Below are 18,585 nucleotides of genomic sequence, written 5' to 3'. Positions count from 1 at the left end.
ATGGCCCGTCGCTTCCGTATCACCCGTTCGCTGCGCCTGCGCGCCGCCCTGGTCGCCATCGCGGCGCTGTTCCTCGTCGCCATCGCGATCAGTGCGTTGTCGCTGCGCACCGCGCGCGTCGACCTCACGTCCGATCGCATCTACACGCTGACCCCAGGCACGTTGCAGATCGTCGATGCACTGACCAAGCCGTTGACCGTCACCCTGTATTTTTCCGACCACGCCACGCGCGACCTGCCGCAGCTGCGCAGCTACGAGCAGCGGGTACAGGAGATGCTGCGCGAGATCGCCGTGCGTGCGCACGGTCGCGTGCGCTTCCGGGTGATCGATCCGGTGCCGTATTCCGACGACGAGGATGCCGCCGAAGGCTACGGCCTCACGCCGGCCAGCGGCGGCAGCAACGGAGAGCGGGTGTTCTTCGGCCTGGTGGGCATGGATGGTTCCGGCGAAGTGGCACCGCAGGCCATTCCGTTCTTCGACCCCGCTCGCGAGGCGTTCGTCGAATACGACATCGCCAAGCTGCTCTACGAACTGGGCATGCCGCGCAAACCGCGGCTGGCCGTGGTCAGCTCCCTGCCGGTGGAAGGCAACCCGGTGATCGGTGAAGCCGCGTGGACGGTGTTCCGGCAGCTCGACCAGATCGCCGAGGTGACCACGCTGGACCCTGACGGCCTGACCCACATCGATCCGTCGATCGAGGTGCTGCTGCTGGTGCATCCCAAGCGATTGTCGGACGACGCGCAATACGCGATCGACCAGTACGTATTGCGTGGCGGCCACCTGGTGGTGTTCGTCGATCCGGACTCGGAAATGGACAGCGCGCCGCTGATCGACTCGCACGGCATCGTGGACGATCACGACTCCGACCTGCATCGCCTGTTCGCCGCGTGGGGAGTGGTGTACGACCCGAGCCAGGTGGTGCTGGACCGCTCGCAGGCGTTGACCATCGACCTCAACGGCAACAGCATCGGGCATCCGGCGATGCTCGGCCTGGGTGCGCAGGACCTCAACCACGACGACGTGGTGACGGCCAGCCTGCAGCGGGTGAATTTCTCGACCGCCGGCCACTTCGAACTGGCCCAGGAGACGAAGGCGCGGCTGGTGCCGCTGGTGCAGTCCTCCGACGAAGCCACGGTGGTGCCCGCCCAGCGGGTGCGCGACGCGGCCAACGATCCGTCCAGCCTGATGGAGAACTACGAGCCGACCCACGATCGTTACGTGCTGGCGGCGCGCCTGCGCGACACGTTCCACTCCGCATTCCCCGAGCGCGCGGGCAAGGGCCACCTCGCCAAGGCAGGAGGCCCGGGCGAGATCGTGCTGGTGGCCGACACCGACCTGCTCTCCGATCGTCTGTGGATCGATGTGCAGCCCCTGCTGGGCCAGCAGCAGCTCACGCCGTTCGCCAACAACGGCGACTTCGTCTCCAACATCGTCGACAACCTCAGCGGATCCACGGCGCTGTTGTCGATCCGCGGCCGGGTCAATGCGCAGCGTCCGTTCACGCGTGTGCGCGCCCTGCAGGCCGCCGCCGATCGCAAGTTCCTGACCAAGAAACGCGAACTGGAAAACGAGCTCTATGAAACCCAGCGCCGCCTGGCCGAACTGCAACCGGCCAAGGGCGCCACGGGTGGCACGGCCACGGCCGAGCAGCGCCGCGAGGTCGAGCAGTACCTGCAGCGCAAGCTGGCCATCGGCAAGGAATTGCGTGACGTGCAGCACCAGCTCAACGCCGAGATCGACGCGCTGGGGCTGCGCCTGAAGTTCATCAACATCGTGCTGGTACCCGGCCTGGTCGCGCTTATCGGGCTGATCTACGGCTGGCGGCGCACGCGCCGTGCCCGCCGCGCGACCTGACGGTGGCCGGCACGATCCTGAAATGGGTGGTGCCCTGGGAGTTTTCCTGGGTGTTCCTGATCGTCTTCGTCGGCACGGCGCTCGCCTATGCGCGCGGCTGCCGGCGCCTGCGGGTGCCGCTGGCGCGCCGGGCCGCGTTCTGGGCCGGCATGGCGATGATCTACCTGTCGCTGCACACCTATTTCGATTATTTCGCGGAGCACGAGTTTTTCATGCACCGCATCCAGCAGGTGCTGCTGCACCATCTGGCGCCATTGCTGGTCATCGCGTCCTATCCCGGCACGATCCTTCGCGCCGGCCTGCCACTGGCGTGGCGTGTGCGGCTGCGTCGCGCGCAAGGCGGCGCGGTCTGGCGCGTGCTGAGCACGGTACTGCTGCACCCCGCGGTCGTGACCGTGGGCTTCGTCGCGTTGATCTTGGTCTGGCTGGTGCCGGACCTGCAGACGCTGGCCATGCTGGACTGGCGGATCTACCGCGCCATGAACTGGTCGATGGTGGTGTCGGGGCTGGCGTACTGGTGGCTGGTGCTGGACCACCGCCCGAAGCCGCCGGGGCGCATGTCGCCGGGCTGGCGGGTGCTGTCGCCGGGCATCACCATGACCCCGCAGATCGTCGCCGGCGCCATCGTCACCTTCTCGAAAACCGACCTCTATCCCATCTTCGAGATATGCGGGCGCGCGTTCACGCTCAACGTGCTGACCGGGCAGCTGATCGGTGGCGTCATCATGTGGGTGCCCGCGGCCATGATCGAATCCGCGGGCGGCCTGCTGGCCCTGCGCCAGTGGTTGCGGCTGTCACGCAACGGGCGCCTGCCGCGCAGGACACCCGTGCGCCGTGCCAGGGTGGCTCAGTAGACCTTCGGCACCCTCTCCGCCTTGTCGGTGACCTTGTCCTTCTTCGGCTTGCTCTTCAACGGAGGCAGGTGCACCTCGTCGCTGGGAACCTCCTTGTCGGGCACCTGATCGAGCAGGTGTCGGATGAGGTCGAGCCGGCCGGTCTTCTGGTCGTTGTAGTCGGCCACGAACCACGGCGCATCGGCGGTGTGCGTGCGCTTGATCATGGTGTCGCGCAGTTCGCCCATCTGGGCGTACTTGTCACGGCCTTCGAGGTCCACCGGCGACAGTTTCCAGCGCTTCAACGGATCCTGCGCGCGCTCGGCGAAGCGTTCCTCCTGTTCGTCCTGGTCGACCGCCAGCCAGTACTTGATCAGGATGATGCCGTCGTCGGTCAGCAGTTTCTCGAACGTCGGGCAGGCCTTCATGAAGGCGTCGTACTGGTCTTCGGTGCAAAAACCCATGGCGGGTTCGACCACGGCGCGGTTGTACCAGCTGCGGTCGAACAGCACCAGTTCGCCGGCCGCGGGCAGGTGTTCCACGTAGCGCTGGAAGTACCACTGGGTCTGCTCGTCCTGCGACGGCTTGCCGAGCGCCACGACGCGGGCGGCGCGGGTGTCGAGCTTGTCGGTGATGGCCTTGATGGTGCCGCCCTTGCCGGCGGCGTCGCGCCCTTCGAAGAGCACGACCATGCGCTTGCCGCTGCGGCGCAGCCAGCGGGTCAGGCCGACCAGTTCGACCTGCAGTGCTTCGAGGTCGCGTTCGTAGGCTTTCTTCTTCTTGCCCATCGGTATCTTCCATCGGGGGTCGGGACGCCGATTGTGCGGCACGTCATGTCGCCGCGGCGTGCCGGCAGGGCAGGGCGGTTACGCCGCCGTCAGGCTTTGCAGCTCGTCCGCCTGGGCCTCGCGGGTCAGCGTGTCGATCAGTTCGTCCATGTCGCCCTGCATCACCTCGGTGAGGCGGTAGAGCGTCAGGTTGACGCGATGGTCGGTGATGCGGCCCTGCGGGAAGTTGTAGGTGCGGATGCGCTGGCTGCGGTCGCCGGAGCCGACCTGGAGGCGGCGTGATTCCGCCTGGGCGGCGCTTTGCTTGCTGCGCTCGGCATCCAGCAGGCGTGCCTTGAGCAGGCTCATCGCGCGGGCACGGTTCTTGTGCTGGCTGCGCTCGTCCTGGCACTCCACCACCGTGCCGGTAGGCAGGTGGGTGATGCGGATGGCCGAGTCGGTCTTGTTGACGTGCTGGCCGCCGGCGCCGGACGCGCGGAAGGTATCCACCTTGAGGTCGCCGTCGCGAATGTCGATCTCGGCGATGTCGTCCTGTTCGGGGAGGATGGCCACGGTGGCGGCGGAGGTATGGATGCGGCCCTGCGACTCGGTTTCCGGCACGCGCTGCACGCGGTGGGTGCCGGATTCGAACTTCAGCTTGGAGTAGGCCCCGCGTCCTTCGATGCGCGCCACCACTTCCTTGTAGCCGCCGTGCTCGCCCTCGTTCGCGTTGAGTATCTCGACATGCCAGCGCTGCCGCTCGGCGTAGCGTGCGTACATGCGGAAGAGGTCGCCCGCGAAGATCGCCGCCTCGTCGCCGCCGGTGCCGGCGCGCACTTCGAGGAACAGGTTGCCTTCGTCGCGTGGGTCCTTCGGCAGCAGCAGGATCTGCAGCTCGCCGTCCAGGTCCTCCAGGCGCGCCTGGATGCGTGCCACGTCGTCCACCGCCATGTCGCGCAGTTCGGGGTCGTCGAGCATGGCGCGTGTCTCGGCCAGCTCGCGTTCCGCGTCGTCGTGCTCGCGCAGGGAGGCGGCCACGGGCTCCAGCTGGGCGTATTCGCGCGACAGGTCGCGGAAGCGCTGGTTGTCGGCGAGCGCGTCCGGCTGGGCGAGCAGGCGGCCGACTTCCTCGTGGCGTTCGGCGAGGGCTTCGAGTTTACGGCGGATGGAAGGGGTCATCGACGGTACGACGTGGGGCGAGAGTAATCCCACATCATGCGGAAACGTCGTCGTCCGGGTCCAGTCCGTAGAGACGGCCGGCGGCGTGCAGCAGGTCCATGTCGCCGGAAAGGGCGGCGTCGCGCAGCCGCGCGCTGGGCGCATGCAGCAGCTTGTTGGTCAGCGTGTTGGCCAGGAAGGCCAGGGCTTCGTCCGCGGAACGGCCCCTGGCCAGCATGGCCTGGGCCTTGGCCAGCACTTCGTCGCGCTGGGCCTCGGCGGCCACGCGCATGTCCACCGCCGGATTGCGCAGGGTGAGCGCGCGACGCCAGGACATGTAGCGCTCCACCTGGAGGTCGATGATGGCGTCGGCCTCGCGCGCGGCCATTTCCCGGGAGCGGCGGTTCTCGTCGATGACCTGCTTGAGGTCGTCGATGCCGTAAAGGTAGACGTCGTCCAACTGGGCGACCTCCGCCTCGATATCCCGCGGCACGGCGATATCCACCATGAACATCGGCCGCCGGCGGCGCGCGACGATCGCGTCGGCCACCATCGACCGGGTGACCACCGGTTGCCGCGAGGCCGTGGAGCTGATGACGATATCCGCCTCGGCCAAGTGGCGCGGCAGGTCGGCGAGGGAAATGGCATAGCCGCCGTAGCGGCTGGCCAGCTCCTGGGCGTTTTCCGGCGTGCGGTTGGCCACGATCAGCCGGCGCACCTTCTTGTCGGTGAGGTGGCGGGCGGCCAGCTCGATCGTCTCGCCGGCGCCGATCAGCAGCACGCAGGCCTGGCGCAGGTCGGTGAACACCTGCTCGGCCAGACGCACCGCCGTGTACGCGACCGAGACCGTGTGCGCGCCGATGCGTGTATCGGTACGGACGCGCTTGGCCACGGCGAAGGTGTGCTGCAGCAGGCGCTCCATGGGCGCGCGCAGCGACTGCGCGGAGCGGGCCTGCTGGTAGGCGTCCTTCACCTGGCCGAGGATCTGCGGCTCGCCCAGCACCATGGAGTCGAGTCCCGTCGCCACGCGGAACATGTGACGGACGGCTTCGTGTTCGTCGTGGCGATAGAGGAACTCGTCCAGCCGCTGCGGGGTCAGACGGTGTTGCCGGGACAGCCACAGGCCGGGTGCGCTCTCGAAGCCGTCGGCCACGCTGCAATAAAGCTCGGTGCGGTTGCAGGTGGAGAGAATCATCGCCTCCTCCACGCCGGGCTGCCGGACGAGTTCGTCCAGCGCCTCCGGGGCCGCCGCGGCGTCGAATGCCACCTGCTCGCGCAGGCTGACCGGCGCGGTGAGGTGATTGAGCCCGAGGGCGATGAGTGGCATGACGGGCTGCGGTCGGCTTCGGTGGCGTCGGCTAAGCTAAGGGCGCATTGTGCGCTCACAAGGGCCGGGCTTCATGCATCGGCGTGTAGGACGAATTCGGAGAGTAGTGTGCTGAGCGGTCGGTCCAAGTTCAAGCGAGTGCGGCATTTTGTGGCCCTGGGCACCCTCGCGGTGCTCGCCGGCTGTGCCACGACGCCCCCCGGCCCGGCCACCGCGCCCAGGGCCGTGCGTACGGGCGCGCAGCCGCTGGACCGGATGCAGGTGGCCATCGTGCCGCCGGAGCGCGACCTCCAGGCCCAGCTGATGGCGGGCGACTTCGCCCTGGCCGCCAACGATCTGAAGGCCGCCTCCGATGCCTATGGCCGCGCGGCCCCGCTCACCGACGACCCCCGCGTGGCCGCGCGCGCCACGGAACTGGCCCTGGCCGTGCACGACCAGGACGCCGCGGCACGGGGCCTGGCGCGCTGGGCCCGCCTGGGTGCCGGGCCGCTGGAGCTGGCCGAGACCCGCGCACGCATGGCGCTGGACCGCGGCGACACGGCCGAGGCCCAGCGCCAGTTGGAGATCATGGCGGGCACGGGCAGTCCCGAGGCCTGGCGCGAGATCGGTCGCACCCTGGCCTCCGGCCGCGATGCCGCGCAGGCCGGGCAGTTGCTCGAGCGCGTGGCCACGCCGCAGCGCCTGCCCAACGATTCCGCCGTCTGGCTGGCCATGGCCGAACTGGGCGAGACCCTCGGTCGGCACGACTACGCCAAGGCCATCGGCGACGGCGCGCAGGCGCGTTTCCACGACGGGGTGACCTACGGCTGGGCGGCGCAGCAGCACTTCCGCGCCGGCGACAAGGCGGGGGCGAAGGCCCTGTTCGCGAAGGCCGTGGCAAAGGATCCGGCCAACACGCGGCTTCGCCTGGCCTATGCCACGGTGCTGGCGCAGGGCGGCGACGAAAAAGGCGCCGCACGGGTGCTGGCCGGCGGCACGCAGGATGTCGATACCTACATGATGCGGATGACCCTGGCCGCGCGTGCCCAGGACAAGAAGGCCGTGGCCGGGCTTTACGCGGAGATCCGCCGGCAGTCCGACGACGTGCAGGCGGCGAATGCGTTCACGCTGGGCCAGTTGGCCGAGTTGCTGGGACAGCAGGAAGACGCCCTCGACTGGTACGCCGCGGTCGGCGACGACGATCCGCGCATCTTCGACGCCTCCGTGCGCAGCGCGGTCATCCTCCATCTGCAAGGCAAGGACGACGATGCCCACGAGATCGTCGGCAGCCTGCAGACCCAGTACGCCGACCGCCCCGACGCCCTGCGCAAGGCCTTCGCGCTGGACGGCGAGCTGTACATGGATGCCCGGCGCTACGCCGCCGCCGTGGATGCTTACGACAAGGCGTTGCGGGTGAAGCCGGACGATCCGGACATGCTCTACGCCCGCGGACTGGCCAATGCCGAAGCCGGGAAGGTGGACCAGGCGGTGGCTGATTTCCGCCAGGTGCTCACCCTGAAGCCGGGCGACGTGGAGGCGAGCAACGCATTGGGATACACGTTGGCCGACAACGATCGCGACCTTCCCGAGGCCCAGGCCCTGCTGCAGGTGGCGCGAGCCGCGCGCCCGGACGATCCCTCCGTGGCCGATTCCTGGGGCTGGCTGCAGTTCCGGCAAGGTCGCCTGGACCAGGCCGAAACCACGCTGCGCGCAGCCTGGGCCCGGCATAAGGACGGCGACGTCGGCCTGCACCTGGCCGAAGTGCTGTGGGCACGGGGTGCGCACGACGAAGCGCGCAAGCTGCTGGACGAGGTGCGTCGCATCGACCCGAAAAACGCCGCGCTGCCACGGGCCGAGCAGAAGCTGCGCCCGCAGGGGTAGGGCGCCTGCCGGCGGTCTTCGCCGGGCGCCATCGCCTCGTCTTCCCTCCCTCGCCGGATCGATCCATGCACCGTGTCGTCAGAACCTCCCTCGTTTCCCTCGCGCTGTTGCTTTCCGCCTGCGCGACCACCCGTGCGCCGGTCCGCCAACCGGGCGATGCCGCCACGCTGGGCCGGCAGGCGCAGCGTGAGCGCGACCTGGCCGATACCGATCACTGGACGTTGCAGGGCAAGCTGTCCGTCTCGGACGGTAAGGACAGCAACTCGGGCACCCTTACCTGGCGACAGGACGGCGACCGCTACGAGTTCACCGTGCGCGGGCCGATCACGGGTCGCACCTTTCGCCTCACCGGCGCCCCCGACGGTGCCGACCTGGAAGGCCTGGATGGTGGCACCCGGCACGGCACCGATGCCGAATCGCTCATGGCCGCGACCGTCGGCTGGCAGATTCCCCTGCGTGAGCTGAAACGGTGGGCACTGGGCCTGCGTGCCGACACCGGCGCCGCGGACATCGCGTTCGGCGGGGATGGCCTGCCGTCCCGCCTGGTCCAGGACGGCTGGACGGTCGACTACAAAACCTGGGACACGACGCGCCAGCCGGCCATGCCGTTGCGCGTGTTCGCCGAGAAAGCGCCCTACAAGGTGCGCCTGGCGATCGAGGACTGGTCGTTCGCGAAGTAGGCGCCCGCTATACTCCGCGCCTTTCGCACCACGGCCCCGCGATGAACTTCGAGATATGTCCCGCCGTCGCGGACCATGCCGACCGGCTTTGCGAGATCGAACGCGCCGCGGTGCAGCTGTTCCGCGGGCATCCGGCATGGCCGTCGTACTCGTCGATGATGCTGCCGCGCGAGATCGTCCACGAGCTGATCGCACGCGGTCGGGCGTGGGTGGCGACGGTGGACGAGGATGTGGTCGGATTCGTCTGCCTCGACACCGACGGCACCCCGGACGCGATCGGCATCGCCGAGATCGATGTGCTGCCGGCGTTCGGCGGCCGGGGCATCGGCGCAGCACTGCTCGAGCACGCCTGCGCCTGGGCGCGCGAAGCAGGGTTCCGTCGGGTAGACCTGGGGACGCTGTCGGATGTGCCCTGGAACGCGCCGTTCTATGCGAAGCACGGCTTCACCGTGGTCGACAAGCATGCTCCCGGCTTTGCCCGGGCGCTGGCGCGGGACCGCGAAAACGGCTTTCCCGACCACCTGCGGGTCTTCATGAGCCGTGAACTGGCGCCGCTGGGGCCGACCGACTGGACCCGCTGGCCGGCGCCGGCCAAGCTCAACCTGTTCCTGCGCATCGTGGGCCGCCTGGACAATGGTTACCACGCCTTGCAGACGGTGTTCCGCCTGCTCGACTGGGGCGACGAGGTGCGCCTGCGCGTGCGGGCCGACGGCCTCGTCACCCGTCCCGCCGCGGTGCCCGGTGTTCCCGAGGACAACGACCTGACCGTGCGCGCCGCCCGCTTGCTGGCCGCGGAAACCGGCTGTCCGCTCGGTGCGGAGATCGCCATCGCCAAGCGGATTCCCATGGGCGGCGGCCTGGGCGGCGGCAGCTCGGATGCGGCCAGCGTGCTGGTCGGCCTGAACGCCTTGTGGGGCACGGGACTGGACGAGGACGCCCTGGCGGTGCTGGGCTTGCGCCTGGGCGCCGATGTGCCCGTCTTCGTCCGCGGGCGGTCGGCCTGGGCCGAGGGCGTGGGCGAGCGGCTGACGCCCCTGCGCTTGCCGCGGCGTTGGTACGTGGTCGTCGATCCGGGCGAACACGTGCCCACGGCCGCGCTGTTCGCCGCGCCCGAATTGACACGCCATGCCCCGCAAGCGACAATTTCGGCCTTTGTTTCCGGGGGAGTTGCGGAGAACGCCTTCGAACCCGTGGTTCGCGCGCGGCATCCGCGCGTGGCGGCGGCACTGGAATGGCTGGGCGGCTTCGGCAACGCGCGGCTTTCCGGCAGCGGTGGCTGCGTATTCCTGGAAACGAGAACGCACGAGGCGGCGCTTGCCGTCGCTTCACGCTGTCCCGCGGGCTTTACGGTCCACGTGGCGGCAGGCATCGATCCCTCGCCGCTGCAACTCATGCGGCAACGGATCGACGCCGCTGGACACAGGTCGTAAGGACGGGAAGGGCCGCGGGCTGCGGCAGAGCCAGGCGGGCCACATGGCTCGCCGGAACGAATTGTTGGGGCGTCGCCAAGCTGGTTAAGGCACGGGATTTTGATTCCCGCATGCGCAGGTTCGAATCCTGCCGCCCCAGCCACCTCACGGTGGCATACACCCGGACCCACCCATCTCACGCCAGGAGTTTCCGTGGATACGTCCACCCCGATGTTGTTTACCGGCAATGCGCACCGCGCACTGGCCGAAGATGTCGCCGCCCGCCTGGGCATTCCGCTCGGCAAGGCGCTCATCGGCCGGTTCAGCGATGGCGAGGCACAGATCGAGATCGAGGAAAACGTCCGCAAGCAGGAGGTATTCGTCATCCAGCCGACGGGTGCCCCCAGCGCCGAGAACCTGTTCGACCTGCTGGTGCTGATCGACGCGCTCAAGCGCGCGTCCGCCGGTAGCGTCACCGCGGTCATGCCGTATTTCGGCTATGCCCGCCAGGATCGTCGCCCCCGCTCGGCGCGCGTGCCGATCACGGCCAAGCTGGCGGCCAAGATGATCGCCACCGCCGGCGCCGACCGCGTGCTCACGATCGACCTGCACGCCGACCAGATCCAGGGTTTCTTCGATATCCCGGTGGACAACGTGTACGCCTCGCCGGTGCTGCTGGCCGACATCTGGCGCCACCACAGCATGGACGACCTGATCGTGGTCAGCCCCGACGTCGGTGGCGTGGTCCGCGCTCGCGCGCTGGCCAAGCGCCTCGACGATGCCGACCTGGCGATCATCGACAAGCGCCGCCCGAAGGCCAACGTGGCCACGGTCATGAACATCATCGGCGACGTGGACGGCAAGACCTGCGTCCTGGTCGACGACATCGTCGATACGGCCGGCACCCTGTGCGCCGCCGCGGCGGCCCTGAAGGAAAAAGGCGCCCGCAAGGTCGTCGCCTATTGCGTCCACCCGGTGCTGTCGGGTGCCGCGATCACCAACATCGAGGGCTCCCAGCTCGACCAGCTGGTGGTCACCAATACCCTGCCGCTGCGCGACAACGCGCGCGACTGTGCGAAAATCCGTCAGTTGTCGGTCGCGGAACTGCTCGCCGAGACGATCCGCCGCATCGCCTTCGGCGAATCGGTGAGCTCCCTCTACATCGACTGACCTACCGTTTTCGGGCTTCCCTGGTCGCGGGGAAGCCCTTTACCACCGCCGTAAGGCGGTTTACCTGAGGCAACACCATGGCTACCAATCATCAGCTCACCGCCACGAGCCGCAAGATCGAAGGGAAGGGTGCGAGCCGCCGCCTTCGTACCGCGGGTTTCGTGCCGGGTATCGTCTACGGCGCCGGCGAGGCTCCGCAGGCTATCCAGGTCCTGCACAACGACGTGCTGCTCGGCTCGCGTTTCGAGTCGTTCTACTCGTCCGTCATCGACCTCACCGTCGACGGCAAGAAGCAGAAGGTCCTGATCAAGGACTGGCAGAAGCACCCGTACAAGCAGCTCATGCTGCACATGGACTTCCTGCGCGTGAACGAGAACGAGGCCGTCAAGGTCGCCGTGCCCATCCACTTCCTCAACCAGGAAAAGTCGCCGGCTGGCAAGACCTCGGGTCTGGTCATCTCGCACAACCTGACGGAAGTCGTGGTCTCGTGCCTGCCCAAGCACCTGCCCGAGTTCATCGAGCTGGACCTGGCTTCGCTCGACGCCGACTCCATCATCCACCTGTCCGACCTCACGCTGCCGGCCAACGTGGAAATTCCTGAGCTGGCCCTGGGCAAGGAGCACGACGTCGCCGTCGTCACCGTCGCCGCCATCCAGGAAGAAGTCGATCCGGAAGCGCCGGCCGCCGAAGGCGACGCTCCGACCGAAGAGAAGAAGTAATCGGTTTGCGACCCGCGTGCGCCCTGGCGCCGCGGGTCGTGTCCGCTTCGGCACATGGCGACACTTCGTCTCATCGTCGGCCTCGGTAACCCCGGGGCCGAATACGTCAGGACCCGGCACAACGCCGGGTTCTGGTGTGTCGATGCCCTGGCCATGGATCAGGGAGAGCGTTGGGCCTTCGACGGCAAGCTGCACGGGGAAACCTGCAAGCTGCGCCTCGGCGGCGAAACCCTCTGGCTGCTCAAGCCCGCGACGTTCATGAACAAGAGTGGCATCGCGGTGGCCTCGGCGCTGCGCTACTACAAGATCGCGCCGGAGGAGTGTCTCGTCGCCCACGACGAACTGGACCTCCCGCCCGGCACCGTCCGCATGAAATTCGACGGCGGCCACGGCGGCCAGAACGGATTGCGCGACATCATGGCCCACCTGGGTCATGGCAAGTTCCATCGCCTGCGGGTCGGTATCGGCCACCCGGGGCACAAGGACAAGGTCACCCCGTGGGTGCTCGGCCGACCCAACGCGGCCGACGAGGACGCCATCATGCACGGCATCGGGCGCGCGTTCGACGTGCTGCCGCTGGCGCTGGATGGCAAGTTCGACGAGGCGATGAAGCGCCTGCACACGGTCGCCTGACCGCACCACTCACCTATACCGGACAACATCGCCATGGGCATCAAATGCGGCATCGTCGGCCTGCCTAACGTCGGCAAGTCCACCCTTTTCAACGCGCTCACCAAGGCCGGCATCGCCGCCGCCAACTTCCCGTTCTGCACGATCGAGCCCAACACCGGCATCGTTCCCGTGCCCGACCTGCGCCTGAGCGCGCTGTCGGATATCGTGAAGCCGCAGCGCGTGATTCCCACCACCATGGAATTCGTCGACATCGCCGGCCTGGTCGCCGGCGCGTCCAAGGGCGAAGGCCTGGGTAACAAGTTCCTCGCCCACATCCGCGAGACCGACGCCATCGCGCACGTCGTGCGCTGCTTCGAAGACGGTAACGTCATCCATGTGGCCAACAAGGTCGACCCGATTGCCGACATCGAGACGATCGACACCGAACTGGCGCTGGCCGACCTGGAAGCCGTGCTGAAGGCGCTCGACCGCGCCACGCGTTCGGCCAAGGCCAACGACAAGGACGCCATCGCGAAGAAGCCGGTGCTGGAAAAACTGCGCGTGGCCCTCGACCAGGGTAAGTCGGCCCGCTCGGCCGGGCTGGATGCGGAAGAAAAGGCGCTCGTGCGCGACATGTTCCTCATCACGATGAAGCCGCTGATGTACATCGCCAACGTGGCGGAAGACGGCTTCGAGAACAATCCGCACCTGGATGCCGTCCGCGCGCGCGCCGTGGAAGAGGGTGCCGAGGTGGTGGCCATCTCGGCCGCCATCGAGGAAGAACTCTCGCAGATGGAAGAGGCTGACCGCGACGAGTTCCTCAAGGATCTCGGGCTCGACGAGCCGGGCCTGAACCGCGTGATTCGCGCGGGCTACAAGTTGCTTGGCCTGCAGACGTATTTCACCGCCGGCGAGAAGGAAGTTCGCGCCTGGCAGGTCCGCGCCGGTTCCACCGCGCCGCAGGCCGCCGGTGTCATCCATACGGACTTCGAGCGCGGTTTCATCCGTGCCGAGACCGTCGCCTACGATGACTTCATCAAGTTCAAGGGCGAGCAGGGTGCGAAGGAAGCCGGCCGGCTTCGCCTGGAAGGCAAGGACTACCTGGTCAAGGAAGGCGACGTGCTGCACTTCCGATTCAACGTCTGAGCGCATGCGTTAAAGGGTGAAACGAAAAGCCTCGCTCGTGCGAGGCTTTTTTTGGTTCTTCACGCATGACCGTGGCCGTCCCGAAGCCGAAGCCGAAGCCAGAGCCACTGTCGCTCGTATGGCGCGGCGAGGAGGCGCTGGGTGGTCACACTCTGCGCTCGGGCAGCGGCCGCAAGCGGCCGAACTCGCTCAGAGCGTAACCACCCAGCACCTCTGCGACGACAGAGGCAGCGGGAGTGGAAAAGCAAAGCGCTGGCGATCTCGGACGGGGCCACCCTGGAGATGCCGCTTCGGGCGATGCCGCGAGCGTCGCTTTCCCTACCCGGCACCTCAGTCGTCGGGGAGGTGTCGGGGGGTCATCCTCTGAGCGAGTTCGGCCGCTTGCGGCCGCTGCTCGAGCGCAGAGGGTGACCGCCCGACGCCTCCTCCCCGGTAACGCGCGAAGAACCTTTTTTGCAGCTGAGTGAATTCAACTGCCATCCTGGCTGCGACGGTTTCTTCGTCTGGCGATTAAATCGCTTGCAATTGAATAGTCGCATCCCTACCTTTCTTTTATGATCAAGCCCGCCCTCCCCGAAGGCGTCGAAGCCCCGCGCACGCTCGACGGCCAGCTCTGCTTCGCCCTCTATTCGGCCAACCTGGCCATGGGCAAGCTCTACCGGCAGTTGCTGGCCAGGCTGGACCTCACCTACCCGCAGTACATGGTCATGCTGGTGCTGTGGGAGCGCGACGGTGTCACGGTGTCAGGGCTGGGCGAGCGGCTGTTCCTCGATTCGGCCACGCTGACGCCGCTTCTCAAGCGCCTGCAATCCGCCGGGCTGGTGCAGCGCACACGCGGCACGCAAGACGAGCGGCAGGTGATCGTCACCCTGACCGAGCAAGGCAGGGCCCTGCAGGAGAAGACCGGCGATGTGCCCGTCCACGTGTTCTGCGCCACGGGATGCGAACTGGATGAACTGGCCGGCCTGAAGCGGCAGCTGGAAGCGCTGCGCACCAGCGTGCTCGAGACCACGAAAGGGTAGGTCGGCGCCCCGTCGTGCCTGGCACCCGCTAAACGAGGTTCCGAGTCAGCCCGTGATCTTCCGCTGCATATGGTCCAGGTACTGGTCCAGTTCCGCCACGCTGGCGAACACCTCGGCCACCGGTACCGCCTTGACGATCTCGAACACCTTCTTTACCTGCGGCTGCGGGTTGAGCAGCAGCACGCGTCCGGTCCGGTCGTGCATCTGCTTGCGCAACTGCGCCAGGCTGCGCAGTCCGGCGCTGCTGATGTAGTCCAGCGCGGAAAGGTCGACGATCAGGGTGCCGCCGTTGTCCACCATGGGCGTGATATCTCGCAACGCCTCGTCGAACTCGCCGAAGGATGCGGCGTCCAGCCGGCCTTCCAGCCAGACGGTGCTGCGTTCGGGGGTGGGGGACTCGCTGCGGACGATCAGGGTCATGGGATGGGCTCGCCGTACAGGGAGGGATCGAAGCGGATCACGACACGGTTGCCGTATTCGTCGTGTGCATAGTCGAAGGCGCTGGCGATGCTGCGCGCGAGGTGCAGGCCGAGGCCGCCGATATCGCGCTGGGCGATGTCGCCTGGAAGCTCCGGCGCAGGGGGTTCGAGCGGGTCGAACGGGGCACCGTCGTCGCGCAGTTCCAGGCACACGCTGGCGCGTTCGATCGCCATGTGGATATCGATGCGGCCTTCGCGGCCATCGGGGTAGCCGTGCCGCACGGTGTTGACCAGGAGTTCCTCCAGCACCAGCCGCACGTCGGCACGACAGGCGATGTCGATGTCGCTGCGCTCGAGGATGTCCGTGGCGCGGTCCAGCGCCAGGAAGACGTCCTCCAGACGGTTAGAGATGCGCAGCCGCATCGAGGTGCGCCCCCTGGGTCTCGGTGTCATGCCAGGTAAGCGCGAGCAGGGCGATGTCGTCGTAGGCCGGCGCGCCCTCGACGTAGGCGTCCACGTCGCCGAGGACGCCTTGTACGTAGGCTTCGGGCGTCGCGCCTTCGGCGACGCGCGCCACGCTGTCCAGCAGCGAATGGGCGCCGTAGAGGCGCTGGTCGCCGGCATGCGCTTCGCTGACACCATCGGTGTACATGAGCACGGTGTCCCCTCCCAGCAGCGTGAGTACCCGGACAGGGTAGCGCGCCTCGCGGTCCAGGCCGAGCGCCGGGCCGGTTTCCACGTCGATCAGGATGGCGGAGCCCCCCGCCCGCAGCACGGGCTGTTCATGGCCCGCGCTGGCCATCGAGAGCATCCCGGTTTCCGTCTCCACCACGCCGCACAGCAGGGTCACGAACATGCAGGTGTCGTTACCTTTGCATAGCTCGCGATTCAGGGCGCCCAGGATGTCGCTGGGCGAGCGCGCATGGGTAGCAAGGGTGCGGGCCAGCGTGATGGTGCGGGCCATGAACAGCGCGGCCGGCACGCCCTTGTCGGACACGTCGCCGACCATGACGCAGACATGCCGGGCGCCCAGCGCGAAGTAAGTGTAGAGATCGCCACCCACGGCCTGGGCCGGCCGCAGGGCGGCATAGAGCTCGAGCCGTCCGTCCTCGGCCAGCCAGTGCGGTTCGGGGATCAGGGCGAGCTGGATCTGCCGGGCGATCTCCAGTTCGCTGGCGATGCGCTCCTGATCGCGTGCCGTGCGCTTGGCCAGGTCGATGTGGCCGGCCAGTTCGTGGCGCATCTGGTCGAAGGCGCGCGTCAGGCGGCCTACCTCGTCGTCCCTCCGCACGCGGGGCAGTGCGAAGTCCAGGTCGCCTCGTGCAACGTTCTCGGCCCGCTCGGCAAGCACGCCCAGGGGTGCCATCAGCCGGCGCGTGATGAACAGCGCGATCAGCGAGACCCCGGTCAGTGCCAGCACGCCGAGCAGGATATCGACCAGGTAGGTGCGCCGCAGGTCGGCCAGCACGGCCCGCTCGGGCATGCTCAGGCCGAACGTCCAGCGGGTGCCGCGGATGGGTACGAGGTAGACCCACGCCGGCTCGCTGACCCGCGCGCCCATCTCCGGCGTGAGCCGGGTGGCCGGGTTGCCGGATGCGATGGCCTCGCGCAGCGGATGGCTGGCGCGGCTGCCGATGTATGAGGCCCAGTCGTGCGCCAGGAACACTCCATCGCCGTCCACGACGAAGCCGGAGGCATGACCCGGCTTGTTCAGCTGCGACACGACGCGCTGCAGCCAGTCGAGGCTGATCGTGGCATCGGCGACGCCGATCACCGGCACCCGGTCGCCGCCGGGGATGGCGACCGAGTAGCCGATCAGCGTGCGACTCTCGCCGGCGGCATGGAACGGCGGCTGCCAGCAACCGCCGTCGCAGTTCAGGCCGCGGATGAACCACGGCGAGCGCCAGTAGGGCTCCGGGTCCGTTCGCCGGCTGCCCATGACCAGGTGGCCATCGGCGCCGCGGCGCGCCACCGGGGCATCGTCGTTCCGGGGCATGGCCGTGTTGCGCGGCACGAACGCGGCGGTGATGTCGACGAGGTCGGGGTGGGCGGCCAGCGTGTCGCGAATCAGCGGCGCGGCCTGGTCGCGGCGGTCGCGCAGGAGGAACGCCAGCGTGCGTGCCACCGTGCCTACCCCGTCGATGCGGCCCTGGATGCGCAGTGCCGCGGATTCGGCGATGGCGTCCGCCTCCCTCTGGGTCTGGGCGAGGGTCTGCTCGCGCGTGTGCGACAGCAGCAGGCCACCGGTGACGACCATGACGATCGCCGATCCCAGGAGCACGGCCAGGGCAAGCCGTGAGGCGACACTGCGAAGGACCATCGATGGCTCCAGGGGGTGATGGTTCCGAATCTATGCCGGGCAGGGCGGTACGACAAGCGGTCCAGCGGCCATAATGCGGCTTTCCCCAGCAAGGCTTGCGGCATGTCCGGCACCCAGCGAGAAGTCGAGTTCCGTTTCCTGGCGCAGCCGACCGACGTGAACTTCGGTGGCAAGGTCCATGGCGGCATGGCCATGAAGTGGCTGGACCAGGCGGGGTACGCCTGCGCGGTCGGCTGGAGCGGCGCCTATTGCGTCACCGTGTCGGTCAGTGGCATCCAGTTCCTCGCGCCCATCCTCATCGGCGACCTGGTCACCGTGCGCGCCCGGCTGATCCATACGGGCACCTCCAGCATGCACCTGGCCGTGGACGTGCTGGCGCGCGACCTGCGGAGCGGTCAGGAGCGCCTGGCGACCAGCTGCGTGATGGTCTTCGTCGCCATGGACAAGGCCGACGGCGGCAAGCCCACCCCGGTGCCGCCCTGGAAGCCGGTGGACGCGCGGGACCTCCGCCTGCAGGAATACGCCCTGAAACTCATGGAGATGTCGCGCGCGATGGAGCCGCTGGTACAGGCCACCCGCGAAGCCTGAGTCTCCGGCTCTTCCCATTCCCGATCGGCATCGCTACACTGCGCGGCTCGCTCACCGACTACCCGTATCGGTGGGCTGTCCGGGCCGTCGGAAGTCGTCATCGCATGTGAACTCAACGTGCGGAAGTTATTGACAGTTTCCGGGGCGCTCGCGACAATAGGCGTTCTATGTTGGAGGAATACCCAAGCGGCCAACGGGGGCAGACTGTAAATCTGCTGGCTTACGCCTTCGGTGGTTCGAATCCACCTTCCTCCACCAGACGAGTTCCGCGCAGTGCGGGAGTAGTTCAATGGTAGAACTTCAGCCTTCCAAGCTGATTGTGCGGGTTCGATTCCCGTCTCCCGCTCCATTGTCCTAACGCGCGCTGCGTTCGTGCTCATGTAGCTCAGTCGGTAGAGCACTTCCTTGGTAAGGAAGAGGTCGCTGGTTCGATTCCAGTCATGAGCACCATCTTCGTCGCCTGCGGCGGTTCCTTTTTTACTATCTCATTGGCTCCAGCGGAGTTTAGCGCTCATGGCAAAGGGTAAGTTCGAACGTAAGAAGCCGCACGTCAACGTCGGCACCATCGGTCACGTCGATCACGGCAAGACCACGCTCACGGCTGCCCTGACCAAGATCGGCGCCGAGCGCTTCGGTGGCGAATTCAAGGACTACGGTTCGATCGATGCGGCGCCGGAAGAGAAGGCGCGCGGCATCACGAT

The 18,585-nt window shown here is 67.7% G+C and carries 18 protein-coding genes and 4 tRNA genes; 16 read left to right on the top strand and 6 right to left on the bottom strand.

The genetic code is table 11. The features are described 5' to 3' along the window. Together ACVKN3_RS12970 and ACVKN3_RS12965 are read left to right on the top strand one after the other, a co-directional pair. Entirely contained in the window at positions 1 to 1,854 is a 1,854-nt protein-coding gene (locus ACVKN3_RS12970; protein ID WP_285403153.1) for a GldG family protein, read from the top strand. A 2-nt stretch (positions 1,855 to 1,856) separates the two neighbouring features. Further along, entirely contained in the window at positions 1,857 to 2,708 is an 852-nt protein-coding gene (locus ACVKN3_RS12965) for a cytochrome c oxidase assembly protein (RefSeq protein WP_354514542.1), read from the top strand. Here ACVKN3_RS12965 and ppk2 read toward each other — a convergent pair. The 3 genes from ppk2 to hemA all read right to left on the bottom strand — a co-directional run bounded on the left by ppk2 (position 2,702) and on the right by hemA (position 5,939). After that, a complete protein-coding gene (gene ppk2 / locus ACVKN3_RS12960; RefSeq protein ID WP_354514540.1) occupies positions 2,702 to 3,475 on the bottom strand; it encodes a polyphosphate kinase 2 in 774 nt (257 codons plus the stop codon). The genes ACVKN3_RS12965 and ppk2 overlap by 7 nt on opposite strands. A gap of 78 nt (positions 3,476 to 3,553) precedes the next feature. Further along, complete coding sequence (prfA, locus tag ACVKN3_RS12955; protein WP_354514538.1) at positions 3,554 to 4,633, bottom strand: peptide chain release factor 1; 1,080 nt, start codon at positions 4,631 to 4,633, stop codon at positions 3,554 to 3,556. 34 nt (positions 4,634 to 4,667) lie between these two features. Continuing rightward, positions 4,668 to 5,939 (bottom strand): glutamyl-tRNA reductase, encoded by a 1,272-nt coding sequence (hemA, locus tag ACVKN3_RS12950; protein ID WP_285403157.1) that lies wholly within the window; start codon positions 5,937 to 5,939, stop codon positions 4,668 to 4,670. A gap of 150 nt (positions 5,940 to 6,089) precedes the next feature. Between hemA and ACVKN3_RS12945 the strand changes: the two genes are divergently transcribed. The 9 genes from ACVKN3_RS12945 (at position 6,090) to ACVKN3_RS12905 (ending at position 14,557) form a co-directional block, all read left to right on the top strand. Next, positions 6,090 to 7,799 carry a tetratricopeptide repeat protein gene (locus ACVKN3_RS12945; RefSeq protein ID WP_354514536.1) on the top strand — a complete coding sequence of 570 codons (1,710 nt, stop codon included), beginning with the start codon at positions 6,090 to 6,092 and terminating at the stop codon, positions 7,797 to 7,799. Positions 7,800 to 7,864: 65 nt separating this feature from the next. Further along, a complete protein-coding gene (gene lolB, locus ACVKN3_RS12940) occupies positions 7,865 to 8,479 on the top strand; it encodes a lipoprotein insertase outer membrane protein LolB (RefSeq protein ID WP_354514534.1) in 615 nt (204 codons plus the stop codon). Between the two features lie 41 nt (positions 8,480 to 8,520). After that, positions 8,521 to 9,909 (top strand): 4-(cytidine 5'-diphospho)-2-C-methyl-D-erythritol kinase, encoded by a 1,389-nt coding sequence (ispE, locus tag ACVKN3_RS12935; protein ID WP_354514532.1) that lies wholly within the window; start codon positions 8,521 to 8,523, stop codon positions 9,907 to 9,909. Between the two features lie 65 nt (positions 9,910 to 9,974). Further along, positions 9,975 to 10,051 (top strand) — tRNA-Gln (locus ACVKN3_RS12930). Positions 10,052 to 10,119: 68 nt separating this feature from the next. Further along, on the top strand, positions 10,120 to 11,058 hold the full coding sequence (locus ACVKN3_RS12925) for a ribose-phosphate diphosphokinase (RefSeq protein WP_285403167.1): 939 nt from the start codon (positions 10,120 to 10,122) through the stop codon (positions 11,056 to 11,058). 77 nt (positions 11,059 to 11,135) lie between these two features. Further along, complete coding sequence (locus tag ACVKN3_RS12920) at positions 11,136 to 11,777, top strand: 50S ribosomal protein L25/general stress protein Ctc (protein ID WP_285403160.1); 642 nt, start codon at positions 11,136 to 11,138, stop codon at positions 11,775 to 11,777. Positions 11,778 to 11,831: 54 nt separating this feature from the next. After that, complete coding sequence (gene pth, locus ACVKN3_RS12915) at positions 11,832 to 12,410, top strand: aminoacyl-tRNA hydrolase (protein ID WP_285403161.1); 579 nt, start codon at positions 11,832 to 11,834, stop codon at positions 12,408 to 12,410. Between the two features lie 33 nt (positions 12,411 to 12,443). Continuing rightward, the gene (gene ychF / locus ACVKN3_RS12910) at positions 12,444 to 13,535 is read left to right on the top strand and encodes a redox-regulated ATPase YchF (RefSeq protein WP_354514530.1); all 1,092 of its coding nucleotides are present in this window, start codon (positions 12,444 to 12,446) and stop codon (positions 13,533 to 13,535) included. Between the two features lie 554 nt (positions 13,536 to 14,089). Further along, entirely contained in the window at positions 14,090 to 14,557 is a 468-nt protein-coding gene (locus ACVKN3_RS12905; RefSeq protein ID WP_285405879.1) for a MarR family winged helix-turn-helix transcriptional regulator, read from the top strand. 45 nt (positions 14,558 to 14,602) lie between these two features. On the opposite strand, the gene ACVKN3_RS12900 is transcribed toward ACVKN3_RS12905, so the two are convergent. From ACVKN3_RS12900 to ACVKN3_RS12890, 3 genes are read right to left on the bottom strand one after another with little or no spacing between them, the layout of a single operon-like run. Beyond that, the gene (locus ACVKN3_RS12900) at positions 14,603 to 14,977 is read right to left on the bottom strand and encodes an STAS domain-containing protein (protein WP_285405880.1); all 375 of its coding nucleotides are present in this window, start codon (positions 14,975 to 14,977) and stop codon (positions 14,603 to 14,605) included. Beyond that, a complete protein-coding gene (locus ACVKN3_RS12895) occupies positions 14,974 to 15,399 on the bottom strand; it encodes an ATP-binding protein (RefSeq protein WP_354514527.1) in 426 nt (141 codons plus the stop codon). The genes ACVKN3_RS12900 and ACVKN3_RS12895 overlap by 4 nt, the downstream gene beginning before the upstream one ends. Continuing rightward, positions 15,380 to 17,296 carry a SpoIIE family protein phosphatase gene (locus ACVKN3_RS12890; RefSeq protein ID WP_354514525.1) on the bottom strand — a complete coding sequence of 639 codons (1,917 nt, stop codon included), beginning with the start codon at positions 17,294 to 17,296 and terminating at the stop codon, positions 15,380 to 15,382. Before ACVKN3_RS12890 ends, ACVKN3_RS12895 begins: the two co-directional genes overlap by 20 nt. Before the next feature lie 102 nt (positions 17,297 to 17,398). Between ACVKN3_RS12890 and ACVKN3_RS12885 the strand changes: the two genes are divergently transcribed. The 5 genes from ACVKN3_RS12885 to ACVKN3_RS12865 all read left to right on the top strand — a co-directional run. Further along, positions 17,399 to 17,884, top strand: a complete 486-nt coding sequence (locus ACVKN3_RS12885; RefSeq protein WP_285405886.1) for an acyl-CoA thioesterase — start codon at positions 17,399 to 17,401, stop codon at positions 17,882 to 17,884. A gap of 172 nt (positions 17,885 to 18,056) precedes the next feature. Further along, positions 18,057 to 18,142, top strand: a tRNA-Tyr gene (locus ACVKN3_RS12880). Positions 18,143 to 18,159: 17 nt separating this feature from the next. Further along, positions 18,160 to 18,233: transfer RNA gene (locus tag ACVKN3_RS12875), tRNA-Gly, on the top strand. A gap of 25 nt (positions 18,234 to 18,258) precedes the next feature. Beyond that, positions 18,259 to 18,334 (top strand) — tRNA-Thr (locus tag ACVKN3_RS12870). A gap of 63 nt (positions 18,335 to 18,397) precedes the next feature. Next, a partial coding sequence (locus tag ACVKN3_RS12865; RefSeq protein WP_231873829.1) for a GTP-binding protein occupies positions 18,398 to 18,585 on the top strand: 188 nt, incomplete at its 3' end.

Source organism: Luteibacter sp. PvP120 (assembly GCF_054055715.1).
Note: the sequence above shows the minus strand (reverse complement) of the source record. Positions and strands in the feature narration are given on the sequence as shown.

What these genes read in the sequence shown, in the direction of transcription:
- ACVKN3_RS12970 (WP_285403153.1), top strand. Translation starts at nt 1, where the DNA reads ATGGCCCGTCGCTTCCGTATCACCCGTTCGCTGCGCCTGCGCGCCGCC.
- ppk2 (WP_354514540.1), bottom strand. Translation starts at nt 3,475, where the DNA reads ATGGGCAAGAAGAAGAAAGCCTACGAACGCGACCTCGAAGCACTGCAG.
- prfA (WP_354514538.1), bottom strand. Translation starts at nt 4,633, where the DNA reads ATGACCCCTTCCATCCGCCGTAAACTCGAAGCCCTCGCCGAACGCCAC.
- hemA (WP_285403157.1), bottom strand. Translation starts at nt 5,939, where the DNA reads ATGCCACTCATCGCCCTCGGGCTCAATCACCTCACCGCGCCGGTCAGC.
- lolB (WP_354514534.1), top strand. Translation starts at nt 7,865, where the DNA reads ATGCACCGTGTCGTCAGAACCTCCCTCGTTTCCCTCGCGCTGTTGCTT.
- ispE (WP_354514532.1), top strand. Translation starts at nt 8,521, where the DNA reads ATGAACTTCGAGATATGTCCCGCCGTCGCGGACCATGCCGACCGGCTT.
- ACVKN3_RS12925 (WP_285403167.1), top strand. Translation starts at nt 10,120, where the DNA reads ATGTTGTTTACCGGCAATGCGCACCGCGCACTGGCCGAAGATGTCGCC.
- ACVKN3_RS12920 (WP_285403160.1), top strand. Translation starts at nt 11,136, where the DNA reads ATGGCTACCAATCATCAGCTCACCGCCACGAGCCGCAAGATCGAAGGG.
- pth (WP_285403161.1), top strand. Translation starts at nt 11,832, where the DNA reads ATGGCGACACTTCGTCTCATCGTCGGCCTCGGTAACCCCGGGGCCGAA.
- ychF (WP_354514530.1), top strand. Translation starts at nt 12,444, where the DNA reads ATGGGCATCAAATGCGGCATCGTCGGCCTGCCTAACGTCGGCAAGTCC.
- ACVKN3_RS12905 (WP_285405879.1), top strand. Translation starts at nt 14,090, where the DNA reads ATGATCAAGCCCGCCCTCCCCGAAGGCGTCGAAGCCCCGCGCACGCTC.
- ACVKN3_RS12900 (WP_285405880.1), bottom strand. Translation starts at nt 14,977, where the DNA reads ATGACCCTGATCGTCCGCAGCGAGTCCCCCACCCCCGAACGCAGCACC.
- ACVKN3_RS12895 (WP_354514527.1), bottom strand. Translation starts at nt 15,399, where the DNA reads ATGCGGCTGCGCATCTCTAACCGTCTGGAGGACGTCTTCCTGGCGCTG.
- ACVKN3_RS12890 (WP_354514525.1), bottom strand. Translation starts at nt 17,296, where the DNA reads ATGGTCCTTCGCAGTGTCGCCTCACGGCTTGCCCTGGCCGTGCTCCTG.
- ACVKN3_RS12885 (WP_285405886.1), top strand. Translation starts at nt 17,399, where the DNA reads ATGTCCGGCACCCAGCGAGAAGTCGAGTTCCGTTTCCTGGCGCAGCCG.